The organism is Stutzerimonas kunmingensis (genome assembly GCF_900114065.1).
In the GTDB taxonomy this organism is placed as follows: Bacteria; Pseudomonadota; Gammaproteobacteria; order Pseudomonadales; family Pseudomonadaceae; genus Stutzerimonas; species Stutzerimonas kunmingensis.
In genome coordinates, this window is the sequence record NZ_FORS01000006.1 from 145,186 (window position 1) to 170,408 (window position 25,223).

General features: G+C 63.9%; 22 protein-coding genes. 14 read left to right on the plus strand and 8 right to left on the minus strand.

Features of this window, described 5'->3' with window-relative positions; all coding sequences use genetic code 11:
• Positions 1 to 7: 7 nt before the first annotated feature.
• The 6 genes from BM275_RS15685 to BM275_RS15710 all read left to right on the plus strand — a co-directional run bounded on the left by BM275_RS15685 (position 8) and on the right by BM275_RS15710 (position 9,861).
• Positions 8 to 1,426 (plus strand): di-heme oxidoreductase family protein, encoded by a 1,419-nt coding sequence (locus BM275_RS15685; protein ID WP_090522239.1) that lies wholly within the window; start codon positions 8 to 10, stop codon positions 1,424 to 1,426.
• 69 nt (positions 1,427 to 1,495) lie between these two features.
• A complete protein-coding gene (locus BM275_RS15690) occupies positions 1,496 to 2,572 on the plus strand; it encodes an imelysin family protein (RefSeq protein ID WP_090522309.1) in 1,077 nt (358 codons plus the stop codon).
• A 2-nt stretch (positions 2,573 to 2,574) separates the two neighbouring features.
• On the plus strand, positions 2,575 to 3,669 hold the full coding sequence (locus BM275_RS15695) for a DUF1513 domain-containing protein (RefSeq protein ID WP_090522241.1): 1,095 nt from the start codon (positions 2,575 to 2,577) through the stop codon (positions 3,667 to 3,669).
• Positions 3,670 to 3,754: 85 nt separating this feature from the next.
• Positions 3,755 to 5,377 (plus strand): methyl-accepting chemotaxis protein, encoded by a 1,623-nt coding sequence (locus BM275_RS15700; protein WP_090522243.1) that lies wholly within the window; start codon positions 3,755 to 3,757, stop codon positions 5,375 to 5,377.
• Between the two features lie 222 nt (positions 5,378 to 5,599).
• Positions 5,600 to 6,736, plus strand: a complete 1,137-nt coding sequence (locus tag BM275_RS15705) for an efflux RND transporter periplasmic adaptor subunit (RefSeq protein ID WP_090522244.1) — start codon at positions 5,600 to 5,602, stop codon at positions 6,734 to 6,736.
• A 68-nt stretch (positions 6,737 to 6,804) separates the two neighbouring features.
• The gene (locus BM275_RS15710) at positions 6,805 to 9,861 is read left to right on the plus strand and encodes a multidrug efflux RND transporter permease subunit (protein WP_090522245.1); all 3,057 of its coding nucleotides are present in this window, start codon (positions 6,805 to 6,807) and stop codon (positions 9,859 to 9,861) included.
• 32 nt (positions 9,862 to 9,893) lie between these two features.
• Here the strand turns inward: BM275_RS15710 and BM275_RS15715 are convergent, their stop codons facing one another.
• From BM275_RS15715 to BM275_RS15735, 5 genes are all read right to left on the minus strand, one after another.
• Positions 9,894 to 10,115, minus strand: a complete 222-nt coding sequence (locus BM275_RS15715) for a hypothetical protein (RefSeq protein WP_090522246.1) — start codon at positions 10,113 to 10,115, stop codon at positions 9,894 to 9,896.
• A gap of 167 nt (positions 10,116 to 10,282) precedes the next feature.
• Positions 10,283 to 11,932, minus strand: a complete 1,650-nt coding sequence (groL, locus tag BM275_RS15720) for a chaperonin GroEL (RefSeq protein WP_003299861.1) — start codon at positions 11,930 to 11,932, stop codon at positions 10,283 to 10,285.
• Between the two features lie 49 nt (positions 11,933 to 11,981).
• Positions 11,982 to 12,275: a co-chaperone GroES gene (locus BM275_RS15725; protein WP_003294630.1), complete on the minus strand. Its 294-nt coding sequence runs from the start codon at positions 12,273 to 12,275 to the stop codon at positions 11,982 to 11,984.
• A 247-nt stretch (positions 12,276 to 12,522) separates the two neighbouring features.
• Entirely contained in the window at positions 12,523 to 12,981 is a 459-nt protein-coding gene (locus BM275_RS15730) for an FxsA family protein (protein ID WP_014819374.1), read from the minus strand.
• A 130-nt stretch (positions 12,982 to 13,111) separates the two neighbouring features.
• Entirely contained in the window at positions 13,112 to 13,819 is a 708-nt protein-coding gene (locus tag BM275_RS15735) for a HugZ family pyridoxamine 5'-phosphate oxidase (RefSeq protein WP_090522247.1), read from the minus strand.
• 100 nt (positions 13,820 to 13,919) lie between these two features.
• On the opposite strand from BM275_RS15735, the gene BM275_RS15740 reads away from it, so the two are divergent.
• Positions 13,920 to 14,678 carry an SDR family oxidoreductase gene (locus BM275_RS15740; protein WP_090522248.1) on the plus strand — a complete coding sequence of 253 codons (759 nt, stop codon included), beginning with the start codon at positions 13,920 to 13,922 and terminating at the stop codon, positions 14,676 to 14,678.
• A gap of 76 nt (positions 14,679 to 14,754) precedes the next feature.
• Here BM275_RS15740 and BM275_RS15745 read toward each other — a convergent pair whose 3' ends face one another.
• Entirely contained in the window at positions 14,755 to 15,759 is a 1,005-nt protein-coding gene (locus BM275_RS15745) for a DUF481 domain-containing protein (RefSeq protein ID WP_090522249.1), read from the minus strand.
• A 136-nt stretch (positions 15,760 to 15,895) separates the two neighbouring features.
• Here BM275_RS15745 and BM275_RS15750 point away from each other — a divergent pair, with 136 nt between their 5' ends.
• Both BM275_RS15750 and BM275_RS15755 read left to right on the plus strand, forming a co-directional pair.
• The gene (locus BM275_RS15750; protein ID WP_090522250.1) at positions 15,896 to 16,255 is read left to right on the plus strand and encodes an MGMT family protein; all 360 of its coding nucleotides are present in this window, start codon (positions 15,896 to 15,898) and stop codon (positions 16,253 to 16,255) included.
• Between the two features lie 39 nt (positions 16,256 to 16,294).
• Positions 16,295 to 17,995, plus strand: coding sequence for an AmpG family muropeptide MFS transporter (locus BM275_RS15755; RefSeq protein WP_090522251.1), 1,701 nt, complete (start codon positions 16,295 to 16,297; stop codon positions 17,993 to 17,995).
• A 60-nt stretch (positions 17,996 to 18,055) separates the two neighbouring features.
• Here the strand turns inward: BM275_RS15755 and BM275_RS15760 are convergent, their stop codons facing one another.
• Positions 18,056 to 18,880, minus strand: a complete 825-nt coding sequence (locus tag BM275_RS15760) for a mechanosensitive ion channel family protein (protein ID WP_041013118.1) — start codon at positions 18,878 to 18,880, stop codon at positions 18,056 to 18,058.
• A gap of 89 nt (positions 18,881 to 18,969) precedes the next feature.
• Entirely contained in the window at positions 18,970 to 19,449 is a 480-nt protein-coding gene (locus BM275_RS15765; protein WP_003299849.1) for a YajQ family cyclic di-GMP-binding protein, read from the minus strand.
• Between the two features lie 157 nt (positions 19,450 to 19,606).
• On the opposite strand from BM275_RS15765, the gene BM275_RS15770 reads away from it, so the two are divergent.
• Genes BM275_RS15770 through BM275_RS15790 form a run of 5 tightly spaced genes read left to right on the plus strand, consistent with a single transcriptional unit; the run spans position 19,607 to position 25,176 of the window.
• Positions 19,607 to 20,572 carry a response regulator gene (locus BM275_RS15770; RefSeq protein WP_003299848.1) on the plus strand — a complete coding sequence of 322 codons (966 nt, stop codon included), beginning with the start codon at positions 19,607 to 19,609 and terminating at the stop codon, positions 20,570 to 20,572.
• Between the two features lie 2 nt (positions 20,573 to 20,574).
• Positions 20,575 to 21,486: a putative 2-dehydropantoate 2-reductase gene (locus BM275_RS15775; RefSeq protein WP_090522252.1), complete on the plus strand. Its 912-nt coding sequence runs from the start codon at positions 20,575 to 20,577 to the stop codon at positions 21,484 to 21,486.
• 46 nt (positions 21,487 to 21,532) lie between these two features.
• On the plus strand, positions 21,533 to 23,548 hold the full coding sequence (locus BM275_RS15780) for a sensor histidine kinase (protein WP_014819366.1): 2,016 nt from the start codon (positions 21,533 to 21,535) through the stop codon (positions 23,546 to 23,548).
• Positions 23,549 to 23,564: 16 nt separating this feature from the next.
• Positions 23,565 to 24,155 carry a cob(I)yrinic acid a,c-diamide adenosyltransferase gene (locus BM275_RS15785; protein WP_003299844.1) on the plus strand — a complete coding sequence of 197 codons (591 nt, stop codon included), beginning with the start codon at positions 23,565 to 23,567 and terminating at the stop codon, positions 24,153 to 24,155.
• The gene (locus BM275_RS15790) at positions 24,148 to 25,176 is read left to right on the plus strand and encodes an ion transporter (RefSeq protein WP_180982741.1); all 1,029 of its coding nucleotides are present in this window, start codon (positions 24,148 to 24,150) and stop codon (positions 25,174 to 25,176) included. Before BM275_RS15785 ends, BM275_RS15790 begins: the two co-directional genes overlap by 8 nt.
• The last annotated feature ends 47 nt before the right edge of the window (positions 25,177 to 25,223 follow it).

A 25,223-nucleotide genomic window follows, 5' to 3' on the forward strand; every position in this document is an offset into this window, starting at 1 on the left:
ACTTTCGATGCGCCCGCTGTTTCGCCGCCTCTTCCCGCTGCTGGCTCTGGCCCTGGTCGCCTGCGATAACGCTGAAACACCGACTTTCTCCCAGCCCGAACCTGGTGAGGCGCTCTCCGGCGGCAGCACCACGGTGATGAAGTTCGACCAGAACGCCTACTCCATGCCTTCGGCCAATCTGGCACCGATGCGTCGACTCGACTTCAGCGTCGGCAACAGCTTCTTCCGAAATCCCTGGGTCATCGCCCCGGCATCCACCACCGCTCGCGATGGTCTTGGCCCGCTGCTGAATACCAACGCCTGCCAGAACTGCCATATCAAGGACGGCCGCGGCCATCCGCCGGCACCCGATGCGACCAGCGCCGTGTCGATGCTGGTACGGCTGTCCATTCCGGCCGGTCCCGAGCATGCCGAAGTCGTCCGAGAACGTGGCATCGCACCGGAGCCAAGCTACGGCGGCCAGCTCCAGGACATGGCGATTCCCGGCGTCGCCCCGGAAGGCAAGGTACGGCTGCGCCATTCGACCGAGCAGGTGCGCTTCGCCGATGGCACCGAGGTCGAGCTGCGTAGGCCGGAAATCGAACTGAACGACCTGGCCTATGGTGACATGCATCCGGAAACCCGGATGTCCCTGCGCATCGCGCCACCGATGATCGGCCTGGGCCTGCTCGAAGCCATTCCCGAAGAAGCGCTGCTGGCCAATGCCGACCCCGATGACCGCAACGGCGACGGCATCTCCGGCCGCCCCAACCGGGTCTTCGACCAGACCAGCCGGCAGACCGTGATCGGCCGCTTCGGCTGGAAGGCCGGACAGCCGGGCCTCAACCAGCAGAACGCCGACGCCTTCTTCAACGATATGGGCCTGTCCACCAGTCTGCTCAGTGGCAGCAGCTGCACCGACCGGCAGACCGAGTGTCGCGCGATGCCGGACGGTGGCGAGCCGGAAGTCAGCGACGACATCCTCGCCCAGGTGCTGTTCTACACCCGCAATCTCGGCGTACCTGCGCGACGGAACGTCGACGACCCACAGGTACTCGCCGGCAAGACGCTATTTCACCGCGCCGGCTGCCAGAGCTGCCACGTGCCACAGTTCACCACCGCTGCCGACGCCGCGGAACCGGAGTTGGCCAATCAGCTGATTCGCCCCTACACCGACCTGCTGCTGCATGACATGGGCGAAGGTCTTGCGGATAACCGCCCCGAATTCGAGGCCAGCGGCCGGGAATGGCGCACGCCACCGCTGTGGGGCATTGGCCTGACCCAGGCGGTCAGCGGGCATACCCAGTTCCTGCACGACGGCCGCGCTCGCAATTTGCTCGAAGCCATACTCTGGCACGGCGGCGAGGCCGAGAAGGCGCGCCAGATCGTGCTCGGCTACGACCAGAACGAACGTACCGCGCTGCTGAGCTTCCTCGAGTCGCTCTGAATGCCCATGCTATTCACCATGCTTTCCCGGCGCGAAAGCGCTGCAACCGGCCTTGCCGATGAGGACACCATGATCCGTTCGAACACCCTGCGCATCGCCAGCGGCGCTCTGCTCACCGCCTTGTTGCTGAGCGCCTGCACGCCCGCCGACCCGCAGGCCGAGACCAGCAAAACCCTGGCTGATGGTGTATTGCTGCCAGCCTATAAACAGTGGTCGGAAGCCGACCGCCGCCTGGCGGCCAGCGCGATCGCCTTCTGTGCCGACAACCAGACCCTGGACGAAGCGCATGCAGCCTTTGTGCATGCGCAAACCGCCTGGGCCGGCCTGCAGCCGCTGCTGATCGGCCCAATGGGCGAAGGCAATCTGGCCTGGCAGGTCCAGTTCTGGCCGGACAAGAAGAACCTCGTTGCACGCCAGGTCACGGCACTGCTCAAGACCAAGCCCGAGCTGACCCAGGCCGATCTGGATAACGCCAGCGTCGTGGTGCAGGGCCTGAGCGCCTACGAGTACGTCCTTTTCGACAGCAGCATCGACCTCGCCGACCCCACTACCAGGACGCGCTACTGCCCCTTGCTGACAGCCATCGGCGAGCACCAGCAGCAGCTTGCAGCCAGCGTCCTGCAGCAATGGCAGGACAAGGACGGCATGGCCGATCAGCTGCGCAGCTTTCCCAACGAGCGTTATGCCGAACCGAGCGAAGCCATCGCCGAACTGCTGCGGGTTCAGGTCACGGCCCTCGACGGCCTGAAGAAGAAGCTCGGCGCGCCGCTCGGCCGCCAGACCAAAGGCCATCCGCAGCCGTACCAGGCCGACGGCTGGCGCAGCGACACGACCCTGAGCAATATCGCTGCCACCGTCAAAGGCGCCGAAAGCCTCTGGCTGGGTGCCGACCAGGACGGTCTGCGCGCGCTGCTCGGCGCTGAGCAGGCTGATCTGGCCAAGCGCATCGACGCCGGTTACGCCGACCTGCTGCAGCAACTGAAAGCCATGCCCGAGCCGTTCGGCAAAATGCTCGCCAACGAGGAAAGTCGGGCGCAGCTCGATTCGCTGTACCAGCGGATCGACCAACTGCATCGCCTGCACCAGCTCGAGCTGGCGCGCGCCCTCGGCGTACAGATCGGCTTCAATGCGCACGACGGGGACTGATCATGAAGCGCCGCACCCTGCTTGGCCTGACCGGCGCCATGCTTGCCGCCAGCGGCATCGCTGGCTGGTCACTGACGCGTCACGACGGGCAACAGGTTTTGCTCTCCGCACGTGATGGCGCCGACGGGCAACACTACGCCGTCGGCTACCGCCTCGATGGCAGCCAGGTATTTGCCACACCGGTCGCCGAGCGCTGCCATGACGTCTACCCGCACCCGTACCTGCCGTTGGCGGTGTTCGTCGGCCGTCGCCCGAGCCGCGAGAGCTACCTGGTCGATGCGCGTGACGGGCGTCTGCTGCAGGTCATGGCCTCGCCGGCCGACCGCCACTTTTACGGGCACGGGGTGTTTCACAAGGACGGCGAGTGGTTCTACACCACCGAAAACGACACCGCCGATGCCGGCCGTGGCGTGCTAGGCGTCTATCGACTGGAAGGCCGACAGCTGGCGCGCGTCGGCGAGCACGCGACCCATGGCATCGGCCCGCACCAGCTGTTGTGGATGCCGGACAACGAAACCCTGGTCATCGCCAATGGTGGGATCCGCACCGAAGCCGACAGCCGCGAGATGATGAATCTCGATGCGATGGAGCCGAGCCTGGTGCTGCTGCGCCGCGACGGCACGCTAGTCAGCAAGGAACAGCTGCCGGAGCAGATGAACAGTGTGCGTCACCTCGCCGTGGCCGCCGACGGCACCGTGGTCAGCGGCCAGCAGTACGAGGGCGATGCCATGGACCGTATCCCGTTGCTGGCGATCAAGCGGCCCGGGCAGGCCTTCCAGCACTTTCCGCTGGGCGAGGCACAGCGGCAGATCATGAACCAGTACACCGCCAGCCTCGCCATCCACGACGAGCTGCGGTTGTTGGCCGTCACCGCGCCGCGCGGCAACAAGGTGTTCATCTGGGACCTGGACAGTACCGAGCTGCGGCAGGCCGCCCATGTGCCCGATTGCGCGGGCGTCGCGGCAGTCACCGAGGGCTTCGTGGTCAGCTCCGGGCAGGGCCGCTGCCGCCTGTTCGACTGCCGTGGCGAACGTATCGCCAGCACACCGCTGGACCTGCCCGCGGGGCTCTGGGACAACCATCTGCGCATCGTCTAGCTCAAGAAAAACGTCCCCCGGCCGATGATGCTGGGCAACGGCAGGGATGCTGATTTACGTTTTCTCAAATGCCGAGACTTTGCCCATGCTCCAGAAATCCCTGCGCGCGCAGATCCTCGCGCTGATCGGCGGCAGCCTGCTGCTGACGCTGCTCATCGCCCTCGCCTGCATTCGCCTGCTCAGCAACAACATCGACCACTTCCAGACGCTGCTCGACGGCCCGTTGGCCGAAGTGCAACTGATCGACGAGGCCAACCTCGAGTTCAAGGTTCAGGTCCAGGAATGGAAGAACGTATTGCTGCGTGGCAAACAGACCGACTCACGCAACCGCTACTGGAGCCAGTTCGAGGCCCAGGAAGCCAAGGTGCAGAAGATTCTGGGCGACCTGCTGGTACTGACCGCCGACGAGCCTGAAGTGGCTAAGCAGATCGAAAGTCTGCGCAGCGAGCACCGCACACTCGGCGTTGCATATCGCAAGGGCCTGGATGCCTTCATCGCTGCCGACAGCGACCCGCTCGCCGGGGACGCCGCGGTAGCCGGTATCGACCGGGCCACCAGCGCTCAGCTGAGCGAGCTGGTCAAACAGCTGGGCGACGCCGCCGCGCAGCGCTCGGAGACCATCCGTGCCGACGCACAGAGCACCGCATCCTTCGGCCCGATCATCATGATCCTCGCCAGTGTGGTGGTGGCGCTGTTCAGCCTGTGGCTGGTCAATCGCCGGATCATCGAACCGATACGCAACCTGATCGAGCACATCGCGCGCCTCAGCCAGGGCAAGTTCGCCGACCGCGTGGATGCCAGCCGCAGCGACGAACTGGGCCGCCTCGCCGCCGCCGCCAACGTGCTGCGCGACTTCCTCGCCGATACCTTCACCCGCCTGCAGCAGAGCACCTCGAATCTGGACAGTGCCAGCGGCGAGCTGAACGCCATCGCCAGGCTGATGGCCAACGGCGCCCGCGAGCAGTTCTCGCGTACCGATCAGGTCGCCACGGCGATGCACGAGATGTCCGCGACCGCCCAGGAAGTCTCGCGGCATGCCGCCGAAGCCGCGCAGGCCGCCGACGCCGCCGACCATTCCGCCCAGCAGGGCGAAGCGGTGATGCGCGGCACCATCGCCACCATCACCGACATGAGCAACGAGATCGCCAGCACGGCAGACGTCATCCGCCGCCTGGAGGGTGATAGCGGGCGCATCGGCAAGGTCTTGGAGGTGATCCGCGGGATCGCCGATCAGACCAACCTGCTCGCGCTCAATGCCGCCATCGAGGCAGCTCGAGCGGGTGACGCCGGCCGCGGCTTTGCCGTGGTAGCCGACGAGGTGCGCACCCTGGCTCAGCGCACCGCCGAGTCCACCGCCGAGATTCACCAGATCATCGACACCGTGCAGACCGGCGCGAGCAATGCCGTACGCGCCATCGAGAGCGGTCAGGCGCGCAGCGAACAGGGCCTCGGCCAGGTGACCGAGGCCGGTCAGATGCTGCAGCGCATCACCGAAGCGGTCGAGGCGATCCGCGACATGAACCGCCAGATCGCCACGGCCGCAGAAGAGCAGACTGCGGTGGCCGAAGACATTTCGCGCAACATCACCGAGATCACCTCGATCGCCACCATCAACCAGCAGAACGTCGAGCGCACCGAAACCGCCAGCCAGAACCTGCATGGGCTGTCGGCGCAACTTACCGAAGTCACCCAGCGCCTCGCCGGCTGATGATCTGCGGGCGGGCCGACAGTCTGTCGCCCGCCCCGCACCTGCGCTGCTTTCCGCCCCCCTCCCCCTTTACTTGGCCTCGTTTCGGGGCTAAGTTCCTCGCTCTCCGGTCCTGCTGAGTCAGGTGCCAGCAGGCCGCCGAAGCTGGCGACCGGACCGTTCGAACGGCTGCCTCGATCACTGCAGTAGACAGCCGGCTCACATCTCCAAGGAAATCGGAAAATTTTGCGCCGCATGCTGTTCATGCTGGGCGCGGTGGTCGTCGTCGTTGCGTTCCTCGCCGCACTCAAGTTCAACTCGATCTATCAACAGATTCAGCAATTCCAGGCACCGAAGCCGGCGATCGATGTCGAGACCGAGATTGCCCGGCGCATGGACTGGCAAAGCCGCCTACCGGCCATCGGCACGCTTAAGGCATCCCAGGGCATCGATCTGAGCGTCGAGATCGCCGGAACGATCACCGACGTGCAGTTCCAGTCCGGCGAGAAGGTCAGCAAGGGCCAGGCCATCGTGCTGCTCGACAGCGAGATGGAGCAGGCCAGCCTGGCCAGCGCCGAAGCCGACCTCAACCTGTCGCGCCTGGAGTTCCAGCGCGCGCGTAGCCTGCTGGATCGCCAGGCCATTTCGCGCAGCGAGTACGACCGGCTCAATGCCGAATCGCAGAAGGCCGCGGCCAGCGTCGCGCAGCTGCGCGCCAGTCTGTCGAAGAAGCGCATCCTGGCGCCCTTCTCCGGCACCATCGGCATCCGTCAGGTGGATGTCGGCGACTACATCGCCGCCGGCACGCCGATCGCCACGCTTCAGGACCTGTCCACGCTGTACGTCGACTTCTTCCTGGCCGAGCAGCATGTGCCGCTGCTGAAGCTCGGCCAGCGAGTGCAGCTAAAGGTCGCCGCTTATCCCGGCGAACGCTTCGAAGGCGTGATCAGCGCGCTGAACCCGAAGGTGGAAACCACTACCCGCAACGTTCAGGTGCGCGCCGAACTGGGCAATCCGGACGGACGTCTGCTGCCCGGCATGTTTGCCGACCTGCAGGTGCTGCTGCCGACCGAGACCGCCCAGGTGGTGGTCCCGGAAACCGCCATCACCTACACCCTGTATGGCAACTCGGTGCTGCTGGTGACCGAGGGCACGCCGCCGGAAGGCGTCAGCAGCGACGAGCCCTACCTGGTGGTCGAGCGCCGCTTCGTCACCACCGGCGAGCGGCGCGACGGACTGACGGTCGTCCTCGACGGCCTGGAGGGCGGCGAACAGGTGATCACCGCCGGCCAGCTCAAGCTGGACAGCGACACCCATGTCGCCATCGCCGAAAGCCGCACGCTCAAGCTGGAAGGCTCTCAGCAGCCGGCGACCGAATAGAAAAAGCCTGTTCCTCACGCGGCAGGCCCGACGCACAGCAGACTCAGACAAGGTTCCAGGGACTTCCCATGGCGTTCACCGACCCCTTCATCCGCCGCCCCGTGCTGGCGAGCGTCATTAGCCTGCTGATCGTGCTGCTCGGCATCCAGGCCTTCAACAGCCTGACCATCCGTCAGTACCCGCAGATGGAAAGTGCGCTGATCACGGTGACCACCGCCTACCCCGGCGCCAACGCCGAGACCATCCAGGGCTACATCACCCAGCCGTTGCAGCAGAGTCTGGCCAGCGCCGAAGGCGTCGACTACATGACCTCGGTCAGCCAGCAGAACGCCTCGGTGATCTCGGTCTATGCGCGTATTGGCGCCGACACCGATCGCCTCTACACCGAGCTGCTGAGCCAGGCCAACTCGGTGAAGAACCAGCTGCCGCAGGATGCCGAGGACCCAGTGCTGAACAAGCAGGCAGCCGACTCCACCGCGCTGATGTACATCAGCTTCTACAGCGACCAGCTGAGCAACCCGCAGATCACCGACTACCTGTCGCGGGTCATCCAGCCCAAGCTGGCGACGCTGCCGGGCATGGCCGAAGCGGAAATCCTCGGCAACCAGGTGTTCGCCATGCGCCTCTGGCTGGACCCGGTGAAGCTCGCGGCCTATGGGGTTTCCGCCAGCGACGTGAACGAGGCGGTACGCAAGTACAACTTCCTCTCGGCGGCCGGCGAAGTGAAGGGCCAGTACGTGGTCACCAGCATCAACGCCGACACCGAGCTGAAGACGCCGGAAGCGTTCGCCGCCATCCCGCTGCGCACGCAGGGCGACAGTCGCGTTCTGCTGGGTGATGTGGCGCGGGTGGAGATGGGCGCCGAAAGCTACAACTCGATCAGCTCGTTCGACGGTATCCCCTCGGTCTATATCGGCATCAAGGGCACACCCAGCGCCAACCCGCTGGACGTGATCAAGGAAATGCGCGCGATCATGCCGCAGATCGAGGCACAGTTGCCGCCGGGCCTGAAGGCGACCATCGCCTACGACGCCACCGAGTTCATCCAGGCCTCCATCGACGAGGTGGTGAAGACCCTGGCCGAAGCCGCAGTGATCGTCATCGTCGTGGTGTTTCTCTTCCTCGGCTCGCTGCGCACCGTGCTGATTCCGGTGGTGACCATTCCGCTGTCGATGATCGGCGTGCTGTTCTTCATGCAGGCGATGGGTTACTCGATCAACCTGCTGACGCTGCTGGCCATGGTGTTGGCGATCGGCCTGGTGGTGGACGATGCCATCGTCGTGGTGGAGAACATCCACCGGCATATAGAACAGGGCAAGTCACCGTTCCAGGCGGCCATCGACGGCGCACGGGAAATCGCCATGCCGGTGGTGACCATGACCATCACCCTGGCGGCGGTCTATGCCCCCATCGGCTTCCTGCAGGGGCTGACCGGCGCGCTGTTCCAGGAGTTCGCCCTGACCCTGGCCGGGGCCGTGCTGATCTCCGGCGTGGTGGCGCTGACGCTGTCACCGATGATGTGTTCGAAGCTGCTGCGCCATGAGGAGAACCCCAGCGGCTTCGCCCATCGCCTGGACGAACTGTTCGAACGCCTCAAGCAGCGTTACCAGCACGCGCTGCGTGGCACCCTCAATACCCGCCCGGTGGTACTGGTGTTCGCCGTGCTCGTGCTGGCGCTGATTCCGGTGCTGCTGATGTTCACCGAGAGCGAACTGGCACCGGAGGAGGACCAGGGCATCGTCTTCATGATGGCCAGCGCACCGAAGACCGCCAACCTGGACTACCTGAACGCCTACACCGACCAGTTCCTGGAGATCTTCAAGAGCTTTCCGGAGTACTACTCCTGGTTCCAGATCAACGGTTTCGACGGCGTGCAGAGCGGCATCGGCGGCTTCCTGCTCAAGCCCTGGGACGAGCGCGAGCGCTCGCAGATGGAGATCCTTCCCGAGGTGCAGGCCAAGCTCGATCGCCTGCCGGGCCTGCAGATCTTCGGTTTCAACCTGCCGTCTCTGCCGGGCACCGGCGAAGGCCTGCCCTTCCAGTTCGTGATCAACACCGCCAACGACTACGAGACGCTGCTGCAGGTGACCGAGCGCATCCGCAAGCGCGCCGAGGAGTCCGGCAAGTTCGCCTTCCTCGACGTGGACCTGGCCTTCGACAAACCGGAGATCGTGGTCGAGATCGACCGCGAGAAGGCCGCGCAGATGGGCGTATCCATGGAAGACCTCGGCCTGACCCTGAGCACCCTGCTCGGCGAAGGCGAGATCAACCGGTTCACCATCGAAGGCCGCAGCTACAAGGTCATCGCCCAGGTCGAGCGCGCCTACCGCGACAACCCGGACTGGCTGAGCAACTACTACGTGCGCAATGGGCAAGGCCAGATGCTGCCGCTGTCGACGCTGATCCAGGTGCACGATCGCGCTCGACCGACTCAGCTCAAGCAGTTCCAGCAACTCAACGCCGCGATGATCCAGGGCTTTCCGATCGTCAGCATGGGCGAGGCGATCGAAACGCTGCAGACCATCGCCCGCGAAGAAGCGCCCGAAGGTTTCAGCTTCGATTACGCCGGCGCCTCGCGCCAGTACGTCCAGGAAGGCAACGCGCTGTACCTGACCTTCGCGCTGGCATTGGCGGTGATCTTCCTGGTCCTGGCCGCGCAGTTCGAGAGCTTCCGCGATCCTCTGGTGATCCTGGTCACCGTGCCGCTGTCGGTCTGCGGCGCGCTGGTGCCGCTGTTCCTTGGCCTGTCGAGCATGAACATCTATACCCAGGTGGGCCTGGTGACGCTGATCGGCTTGATCAGCAAGCACGGCATCATGATCGTCGAGTTCGCCAATCAGCTGCGCCGCGAACAGGGCCTGAGTCGACGCGAAGCGGTGGAAGAAGCGGCGGCGATTCGCCTGCGGCCGGTGCTGATGACCACAGCGGCGACGGTGTTCGGCATGGTGCCGCTGATCATCGCCAGTGGGGCCGGCGCGGTCAGCCGGTTCGACATCGGCCTGGTGATTGCCACCGGCATGTCGGTGGGTACGCTGTTCACCCTGTTCGTGCTACCGGCGGTCTATGACCTGTTGGCCAAGCCCGATCATGCCCCGTCCGCGATGGCCGTACCGAGCGCCGGCTGAGTGCGGCATGGGCTGCGAGGATAGCCTCCAGCTCAGCGCATGCCCTGGGACAAGCCATACAGCAGCAACAGCAGATCCTGATCAGGACGCATCGCCTCGAGCTGCGGGCGCCCACCAGGCGGCACCGGGCAATAGCTGCGGCTTTCGCTGCTCTGCACCAGCGTCGCTCCGGGCTCATTCCAAGCCGCCACGCACAGCGAGGTCACTCCCAGAGCGCCAACCAGGAACAATCCTCGAGCTATTTCCAGCTTCATGGCGTAAGCCCTTGATTAAGCGAGTAGTTAACTGACCGTAGTTCAGTTGTTTAATTCCTGTGCAATTTTGGACGAACGGTATGTACGGCCTGTGACGCCACTGTTCAGCAGGCATAAAAAAACCCCGCACGAGGCGGGGTTCTTTTTGTAGCTAAGGGCCGGTCGGCTTACATCATGCCGCCCATGCCACCCATACCGCCCATGCCACCCATGTCCGGCATGCCGCCGGCGGCCTTGTCTTCAGCCACTTCGGCGATCATCGCTTCGGTGGTGATCATCAGGCTGCCGATGGACGCTGCAGCTTGCAGAGCCGAACGGGTCACCTTGGCCGGGTCGAGAATACCCATCTCGATCATGTCGCCGTAGGTGTCGGAAGCGGCGTTGAAGCCGTAGTTGCCTTCACCCTGCTTGACCTTGTCGACCACTACGCTTGGCTCGCCGCCGGCGTTGGAGACGATCTGGCGCAGCGGTGCTTCGACAGCGCGACGCAGCAGTGCGATACCAACGTTCTGGTCTTCGTTCTCGCCCTTCAGCTCGGAGATGGCCTGCAGAGCGCGCACCAGGGCAACGCCACCGCCAGGAACCACGCCTTCTTCGACGGCAGCACGGGTCGCGTGCAGGGCGTCTTCAACGCGGGCCTTCTTCTCTTTCATCTCGACTTCGGTACCGGCACCGACCTTGATCACGGCAACACCGCCGGCCAGCTTGGCCAGACGCTCTTGCAGCTTCTCTTTGTCGTAGTCGGAGGTGGTGTCTTCAACCTGCTTGCGGATCTGCGCAACGCGGGCTTCGATATCGGCCTGCTGACCAGCACCGTCGATGATGGTGGTGTTTTCCTTGTTCAGCACGACGCGCTTGGCGTTACCCAGGTGCTCCAGGGTAGCGGTTTCCAGGCTCAGGCCGACTTCTTCGGAAATCACGGTACCACCAGTCAGGATGGCGATGTCCTGCAGCATGGCCTTGCGGCGATCGCCAAAGCCCGGGGCCTTGACTGCAGCAACCTTGACGATGCCGCGCATGTTGTTGACCACCAGAGTCGCCAGGGCTTCGCCTTCGACGTCTTCGGCAACGATCAGCAGCGGGCGACCGGCCTTGGCAACAGCTTCCAGCACCGGCAGCAGTTCGCGGATGTTGGAGATCTTCTTGTCGACCAGCAGCAGCAGCGGGCTGTCCAGCTCGGCGACCATGGTGTCCGGCTTGTTGATGAAGTACGGCGACAGGTAGCCGCGATCGAACTGCATGCCTTCTACGACGGACAGCTCGTTCTCCAGACCCGAACCTTCCTCGACGGTGATGACGCCTTCCTTGCCTACACGCTCCATGGCTTCGGCGATGATGTCACCGATGGAGGAGTCGGAGTTGGCGGAGATGGTGCCAACCTGAGCGATGGCCTTGGAGTCGGTGCACGGCTTGGCCAGGTTCTTCAGCTCGGCGACGATGGCGATGGTGGCCTTGTCGATGCCGCGCTTCAGGTCCATCGGGTTCATGCCGGCAGCGACAGCCTTCAAGCCTTCATTGACGATAGCCTGGGCCAGAACGGTAGCGGTGGTGGTGCCGTCACCGGCCTCGTCGTTGGCCTTGGACGCAACGTCCTTGACCAGCTGGGCGCCCATGTTCTCGAAGCGGTCCTTCAGCTCGATTTCCTTGGCGACGGAAACGCCGTCCTTGGTGATGGTCGGAGCACCGAAGCTCTTCTCCAGCACGACGTTGCGGCCTTTCGGGCCGAGGGTCGCTTTAACGGCATCAGCCAGGACGTTCACACCGACCAGCATCTTCTTGCGTGCGGAGTCGCCGAATTTGACTTCTTTAGCAGCCATGTTGATTGATCCTCAATTCGTGAATTATTTACGGAGATTCGCGGGGCGATCAGGCTTCGACGACAGCGAGAATTTCGTTCTCGCTCATCACCAGCAGGTCTTCGCCGTCAACCTTGACGGTGTTGCTACCCGAATAAGGGCCGAACACCACCTTGTCGCCGACCTTCACGGCCAGGGCGCGTACTTCGCCGTTGTCCAGCACGCGGCCGGTACCCACAGCAACGACTTCGCCACGGTTCGGCTTCTCGGCAGCGGAGCCCGGCAGGACGATGCCGCCTGCGGTCTTGGTTTCTTCTTCGCTGCGACGAATCACGACGCGGTCATGCAGAGGACGAAGCTTCATTGTCGATCTCTCCTAGTAGAGTTGTTCCATGCCGATGATCTTCATCGGCGGGTTGGGCAAATCCGGCGGTGCCGGTTGCGGCCCGCAATGCGAGCCGCAGAAGACGGACTGTCGAACACGACAGCGACCTTGCGGTGTCCGCTACATGCGGGCGTTCAAGTGCATTTCAAGGGGCGCAGATGAAATTTTCATGGCCACAAACGAAACCGGCATGCCTGATGGCATGCCGGATTGTCGGCTGAGCAGCTTAGCGGTCGCGGTCATTGCGCTCCCACTCGCCTTCGATCACGTTCGGCCGCTGCGGGTTGGAGCGCGCCTGCAGATCGTCGGCAAAAGCACGCTGGCGGCGCACCTGCGCCTCGATCCGCCGATTGATCTGGCGGAACAGGAAGTTGCGTGTCGGTGGGAAAAGCACAACCAGCGCCAGCACATCACTGATGAAACCGGGCAGGAACAGCAAGCCACCGCCAATGGCCATCATCAGCCCCTGCAGCATCTCGCGCTCGGGCAGTTCACCGCGCGCCAGACGTTCGCGGGCGCGCCAGGCGGTGGCGAAACCCGCCAGGCGCAGCAGCAGAATGCCGGCGATGCCACTGAGCACCAGCAGCAGGATGGTCGCCAGCGCGCCAATGGAGCCGCCGACCTTGATCAGCACATACAGCTCGGCCAGCGGAAACAACAGAAACAGTACAAAGAAGATTCGCATCGATGGTCCTTGACGGAAGATCAGCTTCCAGTCCTCTGTAGATGGCGGCAGGAGGGGTCTAATTCAACCCGGGTGACAATCGGCCTGTAACCGGATTATGCGCGACACGGCTGAAGCGAAACTGAATCCCTCAGCCTCGCGCCATGGCAACCAGCGCCTGGCGCACGGCCATTGGCGTTTCGCATGGCTCCGGAAACGCCAGCCAATGCAGTGCCTGGCCGATACGCAGATGGAAGCCCTCGCTATCGATCCCGACCATTTGCGCTGGCGCGCTCTGCGGCAGCCCCGCCTGTTCGACATAGCGGGCGATGGCAGCGGCGTGGTCATCGTTCATGTGCTCGACCATGCTCTGCTCCACCTCGCCGCTCTCGACCGCGAAGGGATTGGCCAGCGCGAGGTGGTCCAGCCAGTGAATGGCGCCGAAGCCGCCGATGTAGCGCCAGCGCACCGGCTCCAGCACCCAGAAATCGAAGTCATGCACACGATGGTAGTCGCGCGACTCGGGAAAGTAGCGGTAGTAGCGCTGTGCCCCCGACTCGATTGCCGCGGGCTCGGCGAGCTGACGGGCTTCGGCAAGCAGCGTGAGTCGACTGGCCGCCTGCACATCCTCGGCGGCGCGTTCGCCGACCAGCAGCGAGCACCGCCCATCGGCTTTCAGATTGCGCGTGTGCTGGGCGATGCGGCTGATCAGGATCAGCGGCCAGCCATTGGCGTCCAGGCAGTAAGGCACTACCGAGCCGAACGGAAAGCCGGGCATGGCCTGGGAATGGGTGGAGAGCACGCCACGGTATTCCTTGAGCAGGAGTTGTCGGGCATGCTTGCTGGCTTCGGCGCTCACCTGAGGCTCCTCGAGACGGGTCCGGATCGACGGGCGCTCAGCATAACGGTTTCCCCGGCGGGCGTCGTTCCCCCAGCAGAACGACCACATGGAGATAGGCATGCAGCTTCAAGACAAAGTCATCATCGTCACCGGCGGCGGCCAGGGCCTCGGCCGCGCCATGGGCGAGTACCTGGCGAGCAAGGGTGCGCGGCTGGCACTGGTGGACCTGAATCAGGAGCGTCTGGATGAGGCAGTCGCGGCCTGCAAGGCCGCTGGCGGTGACGCCCGCGCCTACCTGTGCAACGTCGCCAATGAAGAGCAGGTCAGCGATATGGTTGCGCGCGTGGCCGAGGACTTCGGCGACCTGCATGGCCTGGTGAACAATGCCGGCATCCTGCGCGACGGTCTGCTGCTCAAGGTCAAGGACGGCGAGATCAGCAAGATGAGCCTGGCGCAGTGGCAGGCGGTGATCGACGTCAACCTGACCGGGGTGTTCCTCTGCACCCGCGAAGTCGCGGCGAAGATGGTCGAACTGAAGAGCGAGGGCGCGATCATCAACATCTCCTCGATCTCCCGCGCCGGCAACATGGGTCAGACCAACTACTCCGCCGCCAAGGCCGGCGTGGCCTCGGCCACCGTGGTCTGGGCCAAGGAGCTGGCGCGTTACGGCATCCGCGTTGCGGGCGTGGCGCCGGGCTTCATCGAGACGGAGATGGTTGCCAGCATGAAACCCGAAGCGCTGGAAAAGATGACCTCCGGCATCCCGCTCAGGCGCATGGGCAAGCCGGCCGAGATCGCCCACTCGGTGGCCTACATCTTCGAGAATGACTATTACACCGGACGCATTCTCGAACTCGACGGCGGCCTGCGCCTCTGAGCGTGTCGTCAGCGCCAAAAAGAAAAGGCAGCCATCTGGCTGCCTTTCTTTTATATGCGCAACGGACGGAATTCGCTTACCAGCCCACACCGAACCCGATGCTGTAGCGGGTCTCGTCGAGGTCGTTGTCGGCACCGCTGATGATGTCCTTCTCTGCCTTCATGTTCAGCGACGCCCAGTCGGTGACCTTGTAACGCAGGCCAACCTCGGCATCCAGGGCATAGTCGGCGACATTTTCCAGCGGCTTGCCGAGCTCGCCAGTACTGAACAGTTCGAAGGTCTTGCCCACCAGGTAGCGGTTGTAGTCCCACTTCATCGCCGCCAGGTAGAAGTCCTCCTTGTCGCCGTCGGCGAACTCGTAGTCGCTACGGTTGATCAGCGCCGCCAACGAGAACGCGCCAAGCTCGTTGTCCCAGAACTGATAACCCGGACCGGTACCGATGGTGCGCTGACGACGGACATCTTCGATCTGGTCGCGCTTGAAGCTCAGACGCCCTTGCCAGAACCAGTGTTCGTCGAGGAAGCGGTCCAGCGCATATTCGGCATCCCAGTTGTCGGTGACCGTCACACCGTCACGATACTCACGGTTGTAGTTACCGGTGCCGTTGTGGCGCCAGAGCCCATGGCGCGCCTTGGTGTCGAAGGAAACGTTGTAGTCATCGGTGTCGGTTTCGGCACGCTTGTAATCCATCGCCACGTCCACGTTGCCACTCCAGGTGAAATCCTGGATCAACGGCTTGGGATGGATGATCTGCGTGATGCTCGCCAATTCCACCGTGCGCGGCGCGGCACCATTGGCGATGACAACCTTGCCCTCGTCGGCTGCCTGCAGCGACTGCGCGACCTCGCCGGTCACGTCGTTCTGCTTGATCAGCAGCTTCTGGTCGCTTTCCAGCGTGGCGATCTTGCTCCACTTCAGCGGAATCGAGCCGCCGTATTCGGTTTCGATGAGCAGCTTGCCGCCGTCGAGCACACTGATCTTGCCGGTCAGACGATCACCATTCTTCAACCACACGGTGTCGGCGAACGAAGGCAGGGCAATGGCGGAAAGGGTCACGCAAAGCAGGGTTCTGGAGAACATATATGTGCTGAAAATCTGGTCGAAGGCGGTTGAAAGGCTGGCATTATCCCTATGCGTTTAACTACAGCTAGCAAAGACCGCCGAATGGAGCGCTAGTTCGGCGCGCAGTACGCCTGCCTGCACCGGAGCACCTGTCATGGCCGACCTTCCACCACTGCTGCCACCCGCTGCCGACGCCGATGCACGGCGTGCCGCCGTCTATCTGGTGATGTCGCAGATACCGCCTTGTAAGGTGGTGAGCTACGGCGAACTGGCCGCCATGGCCGGACTCGGTCGCGCGGCCCGCTGGGTTGGCCGGTTGATGTCTCAGCTGCCCGACGGCACCAGCCTGCCCTGGCACCGGGTGATCGCCGCCGGCGGACGGCTCAGCCTGCCGGCCGGTTCCCCTGCCGGGCACGAGCAGCGCATGCGCCTGCGGGCCGAAGGGCTGACCATCATCAACGACCGGGTGGACATGCGTCGGCACGGCTGGCATTCGACGGAGCACAGCGGTTAGAGTGCGCGCTTCGTCCAAAACTGCACAGATCCTCGATGTATGTCCCGTGAAACCTGGCGCGATGCGCTAGCCGCCTACGCCAGCCCCGCTACGCTGGCCCTGCTGTTGCTGGGTTTCGCTGCGGGTCTTCCCGCCGTTCTGGTGTTCTCCACGCTGTCGGTCTGGCTGCGCGAAGCGGGCGTCTCGCGGGAAACCATCGGCTTTGCCAGCTGGATCAGCCTGGCGTATGCATTCAAATGGGTCTGGTCGCCGATGCTCGACCAGTGGCGACTGCCCTGGATCGGCGCGCTCGGGCGCAGACGCTCCTGGCTGGTGCTGTCGCAGGCGCTGATCGCCATCGGCCTGGTTGGCATGGCCCTGTGCAACCCGCAATACAACCTCACGATGCTCATCGCGCTGGCGGTGGTCGTGGCGTTTTCGTCGGCTACCCAGGACATCGCCATCGATGCGTATCGCCTGGAGATCGCCGAGGACAAGTTGCAGGCGACCCTGGCAGCCAGTTACATGACCGGCTATCGCATCGCCATGCTGCTCGCCAGCGCCGGCGCGCTCTTCCTCGCCGAATGGCTGGGCTCGAGCAGCCTCGACTACAACCAGGCAGCCTGGACCACGACCTATCTGGCCTTCGCCCTGTTGATCCTTCCGGGGTTGATCACCAGCCTGGTGATCCGCGAGCCGGACGCCGCTGCGCCGCTTCCCAACGAGCCCTCGCGCTACAGCTTCAATCACCAGCTCGCTGCAGTCGGCCTGCTGCTGGTGCTGCTGATCTCGATACCGGCGATGATCAACGCACTGATCGCCCAGGCCTGGCCGCGAGCGACGCTGTATGCACTATTCATCCTCGGCAGCATTTCGCCGATGGGCCGGGCGCTGTTCATGCCGGTACGGCATATCTTCAGCCAAGCCAAGCAACGCCAGCGACCGGCGCGCTTCGACTTCGCCCACCAGGCGGTATCGGTGATCGTGCTGATCATCCTGATGGTATCCACCACCGGCATGTTCCAGTCCTACTGGGGCGGTTACTGGCCGCGCGGCACCATGTACCTGCTGATCTGCTGGGGCTGCCTGTCGGCACCTGGGCGCATCCTGATGGGGCCGGTGCTGACGCCGATCACCGACTTCATCCTGCGCTACCGCTGGCAGGCGCTGCTGCTGTTGGGGCTGATCGCCACCTACCGAATGTCGGATACGGTGATGGGCGTGATGGCCAACGTGTTCTACATCGATCAGGGTTTTTCCAAGGACGAGATCGCCAGCGTCAGCAAGCTGTTCGGTCTGGTGATGACGCTGCTCGGCGCGGCCTTCGGCGGCTTGCTTATCGTGCGTTTCAGCATCCTGCCGATCCTGTTCATCGGCGGAGTCGCCTCGGCAGCGACCAACCTGATGTTCATGCTGCTAGTCGAGATGGGCGCGAATCTGAACATGTTGATCGTCACCATCTCCTGCGACAACTTCAGCGGCGGCCTCGCCTCCACCGCCTTCGTCGCCTATCTGTCCAGCCTGACCAACCTGAAGTTCTCGGCCACCCAATACGCCCTGCTGAGTTCGCTCATGCTGTTACTGCCCCGTCTGCTGGGTGGCTACTCCGGGGTCATGGTGGAACACCTCGGCTACAGCGACTTCTTCCTGGTCACCGCGTTGCTCGGCGTGCCGACGCTGATTCTGATCGTCTGGCAGTGGCGCAGAACCCGCCAGCAGCCGGACGACACGCCGCACGAAACAGCCTCCGAACATTCCTGAGGCGACAAGCAGAAACGACGAAGCCGGCAAGTGCCGGCTTCGCTTCGTTCAGGCAAGACCTCAGCTCTGAACCAGGTGCACCACGCGCTGCGGAAACGGAATGCCGATGCCCGCCTCGTCGAAACGCTCCTTCACCAGTTCGGTGAAACCGAAGGTCACCGGCCAGAAATCACCGGTCGCGACCCAGACCCGCAACGACAGATTGACCGAACTGTCCCCCAGCCCAGTGACGAATACCACCGGCTCGGGGTCGCGCAACACGCGCTCGTCCTGCGCGATTTCCAGCAGTATCTGCCGCGCCAGCTTGATGTCTGCGCCGTAATCGATGCCGACGTTGATATCGGCACGACGCCGCGGTTCGCGGGAGTAGTTGGTGATATGACCATTGGACAGACTGCCGTTGGGCACCACGATGGTCTTGTTGTCGGCAGACTTGAGCACCGTATGGAAGATCTGGATGGAATGCACTGTGCCCGCTACGCCCTGGGCTTCGATCCACTCGCCGACCCGAATCGGACGGAACAGCAGAATCAGCACGCCGCCAGCGAAGTTCGCCAGGCTGCCCTGCAACGCCAGACCGATGGCCAGGCCGGCGGCACCGATCACGGCGATGAACGAGGTGGTCTCCACGCCGATCATTGAGGCCACGCTGACCAGCAGCAGCACCTTGAGCACGATGCTGGCGAGGCTGCCGATGAAACCGTGCAGGGTCGGATCCACATGACGACGCTGCAGCAGGCTGGCGACCTTCCCGGTCAGGGTGTTGATCAACCACCAGCCGAACAGCAGGGTCAATATCGCCAGGGTCACCTGGGCACCGTATTGCAGCACCACAGGCAGCCAGGATTCGGAAAGATCGACCAGGTAGTCGACGCTCAGGTCCATGGATTACTCCTTGTGAAAATCGGTGCCCGCAGCGCGAGCACCGACGAAAAGCGGGGGATGAATGCACGCGCCGAGGCGCGGAGGGAGGATCAGTCGCGGAAGTTGTTGAACTGCAGCGGCATGCCAAATTCGTGGCCACGCAGCAGGGCGATGGCTTCCTGCAGGTCGTCGCGCTTCTTGCCGGTGACGCGTACCTGCTCACCCTGGATGGCGGCCTGCACCTTGAGCTTGGCATCCTTGATGTAGGCGACGATCTTCTTCGCCAGCTCCTTGTCGATGCCCTCGCGCAGCACCACTTCCTGCTTGGTGCTCTTGCCGGAAGCGTAGGCGTCCTTGATCTCCAGGCACTGGATATCGATCTTGCGTTTGACCAGGCTCAACTTGAGGATCTCGAGCATCTGCTCCAATTGGAACTCGGCGTCCGCCGTCAGCTGCACGGTCAGATCCTTATGCTCGAAGCTGCCTTTGCCGCGCAGATCGTAACGACGATCCAGTTCCTTGATCGCGTTATCGACCGCGTTGGTGACTTCGTGCTTGTCCAGTTCGGACACCACGTCGAACGAGGGCATGGGGATTCCTCCACTGTATAGCGCGACCGGCCGCATGAGCCGAGCGCGTATGTCTTGACGGTTAAGAAAGCGCGGTCATTATAACGATTCGACGTGTCAGCGCCCGCCCTACGGCAAGGAGTGACAGGACGTCCCCCTTCAATTGATTGAGCTTGCCATGCCCAACCCTCTCCTGAGCATTCTCGTCGTCGATGACGCCAAATTCTCCAGCGTCATGATCGGTCGCGCGCTGAGCAAAGCTGGCTACCAGGACATCCGCTTCGCCAGCAGCGCCGCCGACGCACTGGTGCAGCATTCGCAACGCCCCGCGCATGTCCTGCTGGCGGACTGGCTGATGCCGGAAATGGACGGCCTGGAGCTGACCGGCCAGATTCGCCAGCGCGACGCCCAGAGCGGGCACTACAGCTACATCATCCTGCTCACCGGCCGTGACAGCGAGAACGCTCTGGGGCAGGCGTTCGACCACGGCGTTGACGACTTCATCAGCAAGTCGGCGATGAACGAGCAGCTGTTGCCGCGCATCTTCGCCGCCGACCGTCTGTGCGGCTCGCTGCAACGGCTCAAGCAGGAGAATCACCAGCTCGCAGAGAATGTCGCGAGCCTCGAAGGGCAGAGCCTACAGGACCCGCAGACCCATCTCGGCAACGCCCGCTACATGCACCAGCGCCTGGCGGCCAGCCTGCGCCAGATGGAGAACCGCGGCACGGCGCTGTACTACCTGCAGATCGGCCTGCCCGACGCCGATGCGCTGCGCGAGCGCTATGGCGATGCGGTCTACGCGGAAATCCTCAGCGCCATCGGCGCGCGTCTGCAGCAGCTCGTCCGCCCGCTGGATGTGGTTTGCCGAATCAATGAAAGCCAGTTCGGCCTGCTGGCCCTGGTCAACGATCTCAAGGGGTGCTCGCCAAGCAGCTTCAAGCGCCTGCATGAAGGCCTGAACCTCAGGGCGCTGAAGACCAGCGAGGGTTTCGTATCCATCAAGGCGGGCATCAGTCTGATCAGCCTCGACACCGATGCGCTGCCCATCGCGCCTGAAACCATCATCGAGCGCGCGGCCGCCCTGCTGCCGAGCGCCTACAGCACCGGCCGCATCGTGCCGTTGCGCCTGAAGCAGTCGGCCTGAGGGTGAGCTGGCACGTCCTCGGCGCAGGCGCACTCGGCAGCCTCTGGGCGGCCCGCCTGGCTGGAGCGGACGCAACAGTACGGATAATCCTGCGCTCTGCCCAGCGCCTCGCCGATTACCAGCGCGCCGGAGGACTCACGCTGACTGCCGAAGATCTATCTCGGCTCTACGCCATCCCGGCAGAACTGCCTGATGCGAGCACGCCAATCCAGCGCCTGCTGGTTGCATGCAAGGCCTACGACGCCGAAGGCGCGGTCGCTCAGGTGGCGTCCCGCCTCTCCTCTGGCTGCGAAATACTCCTGCTGCAGAACGGCCTCGGCAGCCAGCAGGCGATCGCCGAACGCTGGCCGCAGGCGCGTTGCATCTTCGTGTCGAGTACCGAAGGAGCCTATCGAGAAGACGATTTCCATGTGGTGTTCGCCGGCCGTGGGCAGAACTGGCTGGGCGACTCGAACGGCGGCAGTGCACCGGCCTGGCTGGACGAACTGAACAGAGCGGGCATCCCGCAAACCTGGTCCAGCGACATGCTGGCGCGGCTCTGGCGCAAGCTGGCGCTGAACTGCGCGATCAATCCGCTGACGGTGCTCCACGATTGCCGTAATGGCGAGCTGCTGCAGCATCGCGAGCAGCTCTCCGGGCTTTGCCAAGAACTCGTCGAACTGCTCGAAGCCAGCGGTCAGCCAGCCGCGGCCAGCGATCTGCAAGGCGAGGTACTGCGGGTGATCGACGCCACCGCGGCCAACTATTCATCGATGTATCAGGACGTTCGACTGGGCCGGCGCACCGAGATCGCCTACCTGCTCGGCCATGCCTGCCGCAGCGCCGACTCGCTGGGGCTCGCGCTACCCCGGCTGCACGAGCTGCACCGCCACCTGCGTGAACACCTGAGCCAGCGCGGATTGCCCACGGACTGAGCCGCGGCTACCCTGCAGAAACTCTCTGCTATGCCGTGTCCCGCCAATGATCCTGCGTCAGCGCCTCGAAAACCTTCCGGTCGGTCGCAAACTGCTGCTGGCCCTGCTCGTCCTGCTTGCCGCCGTTCTGCTGGTTTCCAACCTGACGTTCATCAGCGCGGCCTACTGGATTTCACGGCAGAGCGTTGCGCCGCAGGCCATGCACACCCTCGGCGAGCTGTTCGCTACCGAAGAACTGAGCGCGCGGGCGCTGTCTTCGCCAGAAGCCGCCAGCAAGCTGCTCAAACGCCTGGACGGCTATGCGCCGCTGCGAGCCGCGATGATCTACGACCGCGACGGCAACAGCCTCGCGCAACTCCAGCAAGGCGACCGATTGCGTCTGCCCGAACAGCTCAGCGATGTCGAGCATTGGCGTGCCAGCGAGATTCGCGCCAACCTGCTGGTCAGGCTGCCGCAAGCCGATGGTAGTGCCGGGCATCTGCTGATGGTCGCCAGCAGCGAGCTGCCCGGCGCCTTCTACACCGGTACGCTGACCGCCAGCCTGGCCATTCTCGTCGCCAGCCTGCTGCTCTGGGTGTTGGTCGCCCGGCAGATCCGTCAACTCATCACCCGCCCGATTCGCGAACTCGAAGCATTGTCACGCCAGGTCACCCGCGAGGAGGACTATTCCCTGCGCGCCAAGCCCGGCAACCAGGACGAGATCGGCCGGTTGGCCGATGCCTTCAACACCATGCTGTCGCGCATGGAGGCCCGCGAGCAGCAGCTCAAGCGCGCCCGTGACGATGCCCAGGAGGCATTCGATCATGCCCAGGGCCTGGCCGAGGAAACCCGCCACTCCAACCGCAAGCTAGAGCTGGAAGTGCAGGTGCGCAGCAAGATCGAGCAGAAGCTGACCGGCTTTCAGAAGTACCTCAACAGCATCATCGATTCGATGCCCTCGGCGCTGATCGCACTCGACGAACAGCTCTACGTCACCCAATGGAACCACGAAGCCAGCGCCCTCTCCGGAACGCCGCTGGATGACGCCCTCAACCAGCCGGTGTTCGTCGCTTTCGAGCCGCTCAAGCCGTTTCTCGCGCAGATCCGGCGCACTTCGGAACAGCACGTGGTGGCGAAGATCGAGCGGGTCACCTGGATGCGCAACGACGAGCCGCACCACTATGCGCTGACCTGCTACCCGCTGACCGGCGCAGGTGGCCGCGGTGTGGTGATCCGCATCGACGACATCACCCAGCGCATCAACATGGAAGAAATGATGGTGCAGTCGGAGAAAATGCTCTCGGTGGGCAGCCTCGCGGCCGGCATGGCCCACGAGATCAACAATCCTCTCGGCGCCATCCTGCACAACGCACAGAACATCCGCCGCCGGATCTCGCCCGAGCTCGAGCGCAATCGCGAGGCCGCAGAGGAAACCGGCGTGCGCCTGGAAGCGGTCAACCAGTACCTGCAGCGCCGCGAAGTGCCGCAGCTGCTCGATGGTATCCAGCAGGCCGGCTCGCGAGCGGCGAAGATCGTCAGTCACATGCTCAGCTTCAGCCGCATGAGCAACCGTCAGCTGGCGGACTGCCAGTTGCCCGTTCTGATCGATCAGGCACTGGAGATCGCCGGCAACGACTTCGCACTGATCGACGGTTTCGATTTCAAGGCCATCGATATCGTCCGTGACTTCGACCCGCGGATAGACCGCGTACCGTGCATAGGTAACGAGCTGGAGCAGGTCTTGCTCAACCTGCTGAAGAACGCCGCTCAGGCCATTCATACCCATCAGAGCGACGAGCCGGGACAGATCATCCTGCGCACGCGCCTGAATCCGCCGTGGGCGGAAATCCACGTCGAGGACAACGGTGGTGGCATCCCGGAGAATGTGCGCAAGCGCATCTTCGAGCCATTCTTCACCACCAAGGAAGTCGGCCAGGGAACCGGGCTGGGTCTTTCCGTCTCGTATTTCATCATCACCAACAACCATCAAGGGCAGATGGAGGTGCAGTGCCACGCAGGCCACGGCACCACATTCACCCTGCGGTTGCCACTGAACTCGCCCGGCGAGCAGATGGCGACCTGAACCAAGGAACCGATACATGGGCAATCGACTGTCGAAAATCTACACCCGCACCGGCGATAGCGGCGAAACCGGCCTCGGCGACGGCCGTCGGGTTGCCAAGGACCATCCTCGCGTGGAGGCCATGGGCGAGGTCGACACCCTTAACAGTCAGCTCGGCCTGCTGCTGGCCGAACTGGCCGATGCGCAGGTGCAGTGGCCAGCGCTCGACGAGCTGATCAGCGTTTTCGCACCTTGCCAGCACCGCTTGTTCGACCTCGGCGGCGAGCTGGCGATGCCCGACTACCAGGCGCTGCAGGACAACGAAATCGAGCGGCTGGAACAGGCCATCGATCGCTGGAACCAGGAGCTCGGGCCGCTGAAGGAATTCATCCTGCCAGGCGGTTCCCGGCTGATCGCCCTCGCCCACCTGTGCCGCAGCATGACGCGCACTGCCGAGCGTCGTTGTCAGCAGCTCAATGCCAGCGAAACGGTACGCCCGGTGCTGCTGGCCTATCTGAACCGGCTCTCCGATGCGCTGTTCGTCGCCGCCCGCCTGATCGCTCGGCGCCAGGGTTGCGGTGAAATACTCTGGCAGCCAGCCGCTGCTTCACCTGCCGCGGATGACTGAGCCGGTCGTGGCCCGACAGGCCCGCCGTCGCGACCAGCTGCACGCCGCCTGGGAAGCCTTCATCGTCCTGTTGGTGTGCATCAACCTGTCGCTGATTCTGTTCGACAGCCTGTTCGCCCTGCAGCCTGTCAGCGCAGTGCTGGCGGACCTCGCGCCAGAGCTGCACGCGCGTTACCAGCAGAGTGTCCACGCCAACTTCCAGTACATCGACCTGGGCTTCGTCGCGATCTTCGTCCTTGACGTGCTGCTCGGCTGGACCGTGGCACTGTTCGAGCGCCGCTATGCACGCTGGTACTACTACCCGTTCGCGCACTGGTATGACGTGCTCGGCTGCATTCCCCTGGCCGGGCTGCGCTGGTTGCGCGTACTGCGTGTCGGCGCGCTGCTGATCCGCCTGCAGCGCCTGGGGCTGATCGACATGCGCGGCTGGGCCATCTACGGCCTTTTCAGCCGTTATTACTACCTGCTGATCGAGGAGCTTTCCGACCGGGTGATGGTGCGCCTGTTCGGCCGCCTGCAGCAGGAGATCGGCGCCAGCGACGACCTTTCGCGCCGGCTGCTGCAGGAAGTGGTGCGGCCGCGCAAACAGCGCTTGCTCAACGACATCTCGCGGCGCCTGCAGGACATGCTGGAGACCGGCTACCGCGACAATCGCGGCGCCATCGAAGGTTATGTCAGCCAACTGATTCACCAGGCGCTGCAGAACAATCCCGAGATGCACAATCTGCGGCGCCTGCCACTGGGCAACCGCCTGGCCAGCACGCTCGACGATGCACTCAGCGACATCGCCGCGCGGCTGCTGCAGGGCGCCGTGGAAGGCATGCGTGGCCCGCAGTTCCAGGCACTGGCCGGTAATCTCGCCGACGAGTTCTTCGATGCCTGGGTCTACCAGGACGAAAATACCGACCTGGCGCTGGAAGAACTGCTGGTCGACGTCATCGAAGTGCTCAAGCAGCAGGTGCTCGACCGCCGCTGGAGTCGTTTCGTCGGCCCCACGCCCCCACCGACACCTCCCGAGTGAGCGGACTGACGCAATGCTCTCCGTTGCAAGCCCCAAGGGCCGTCGGA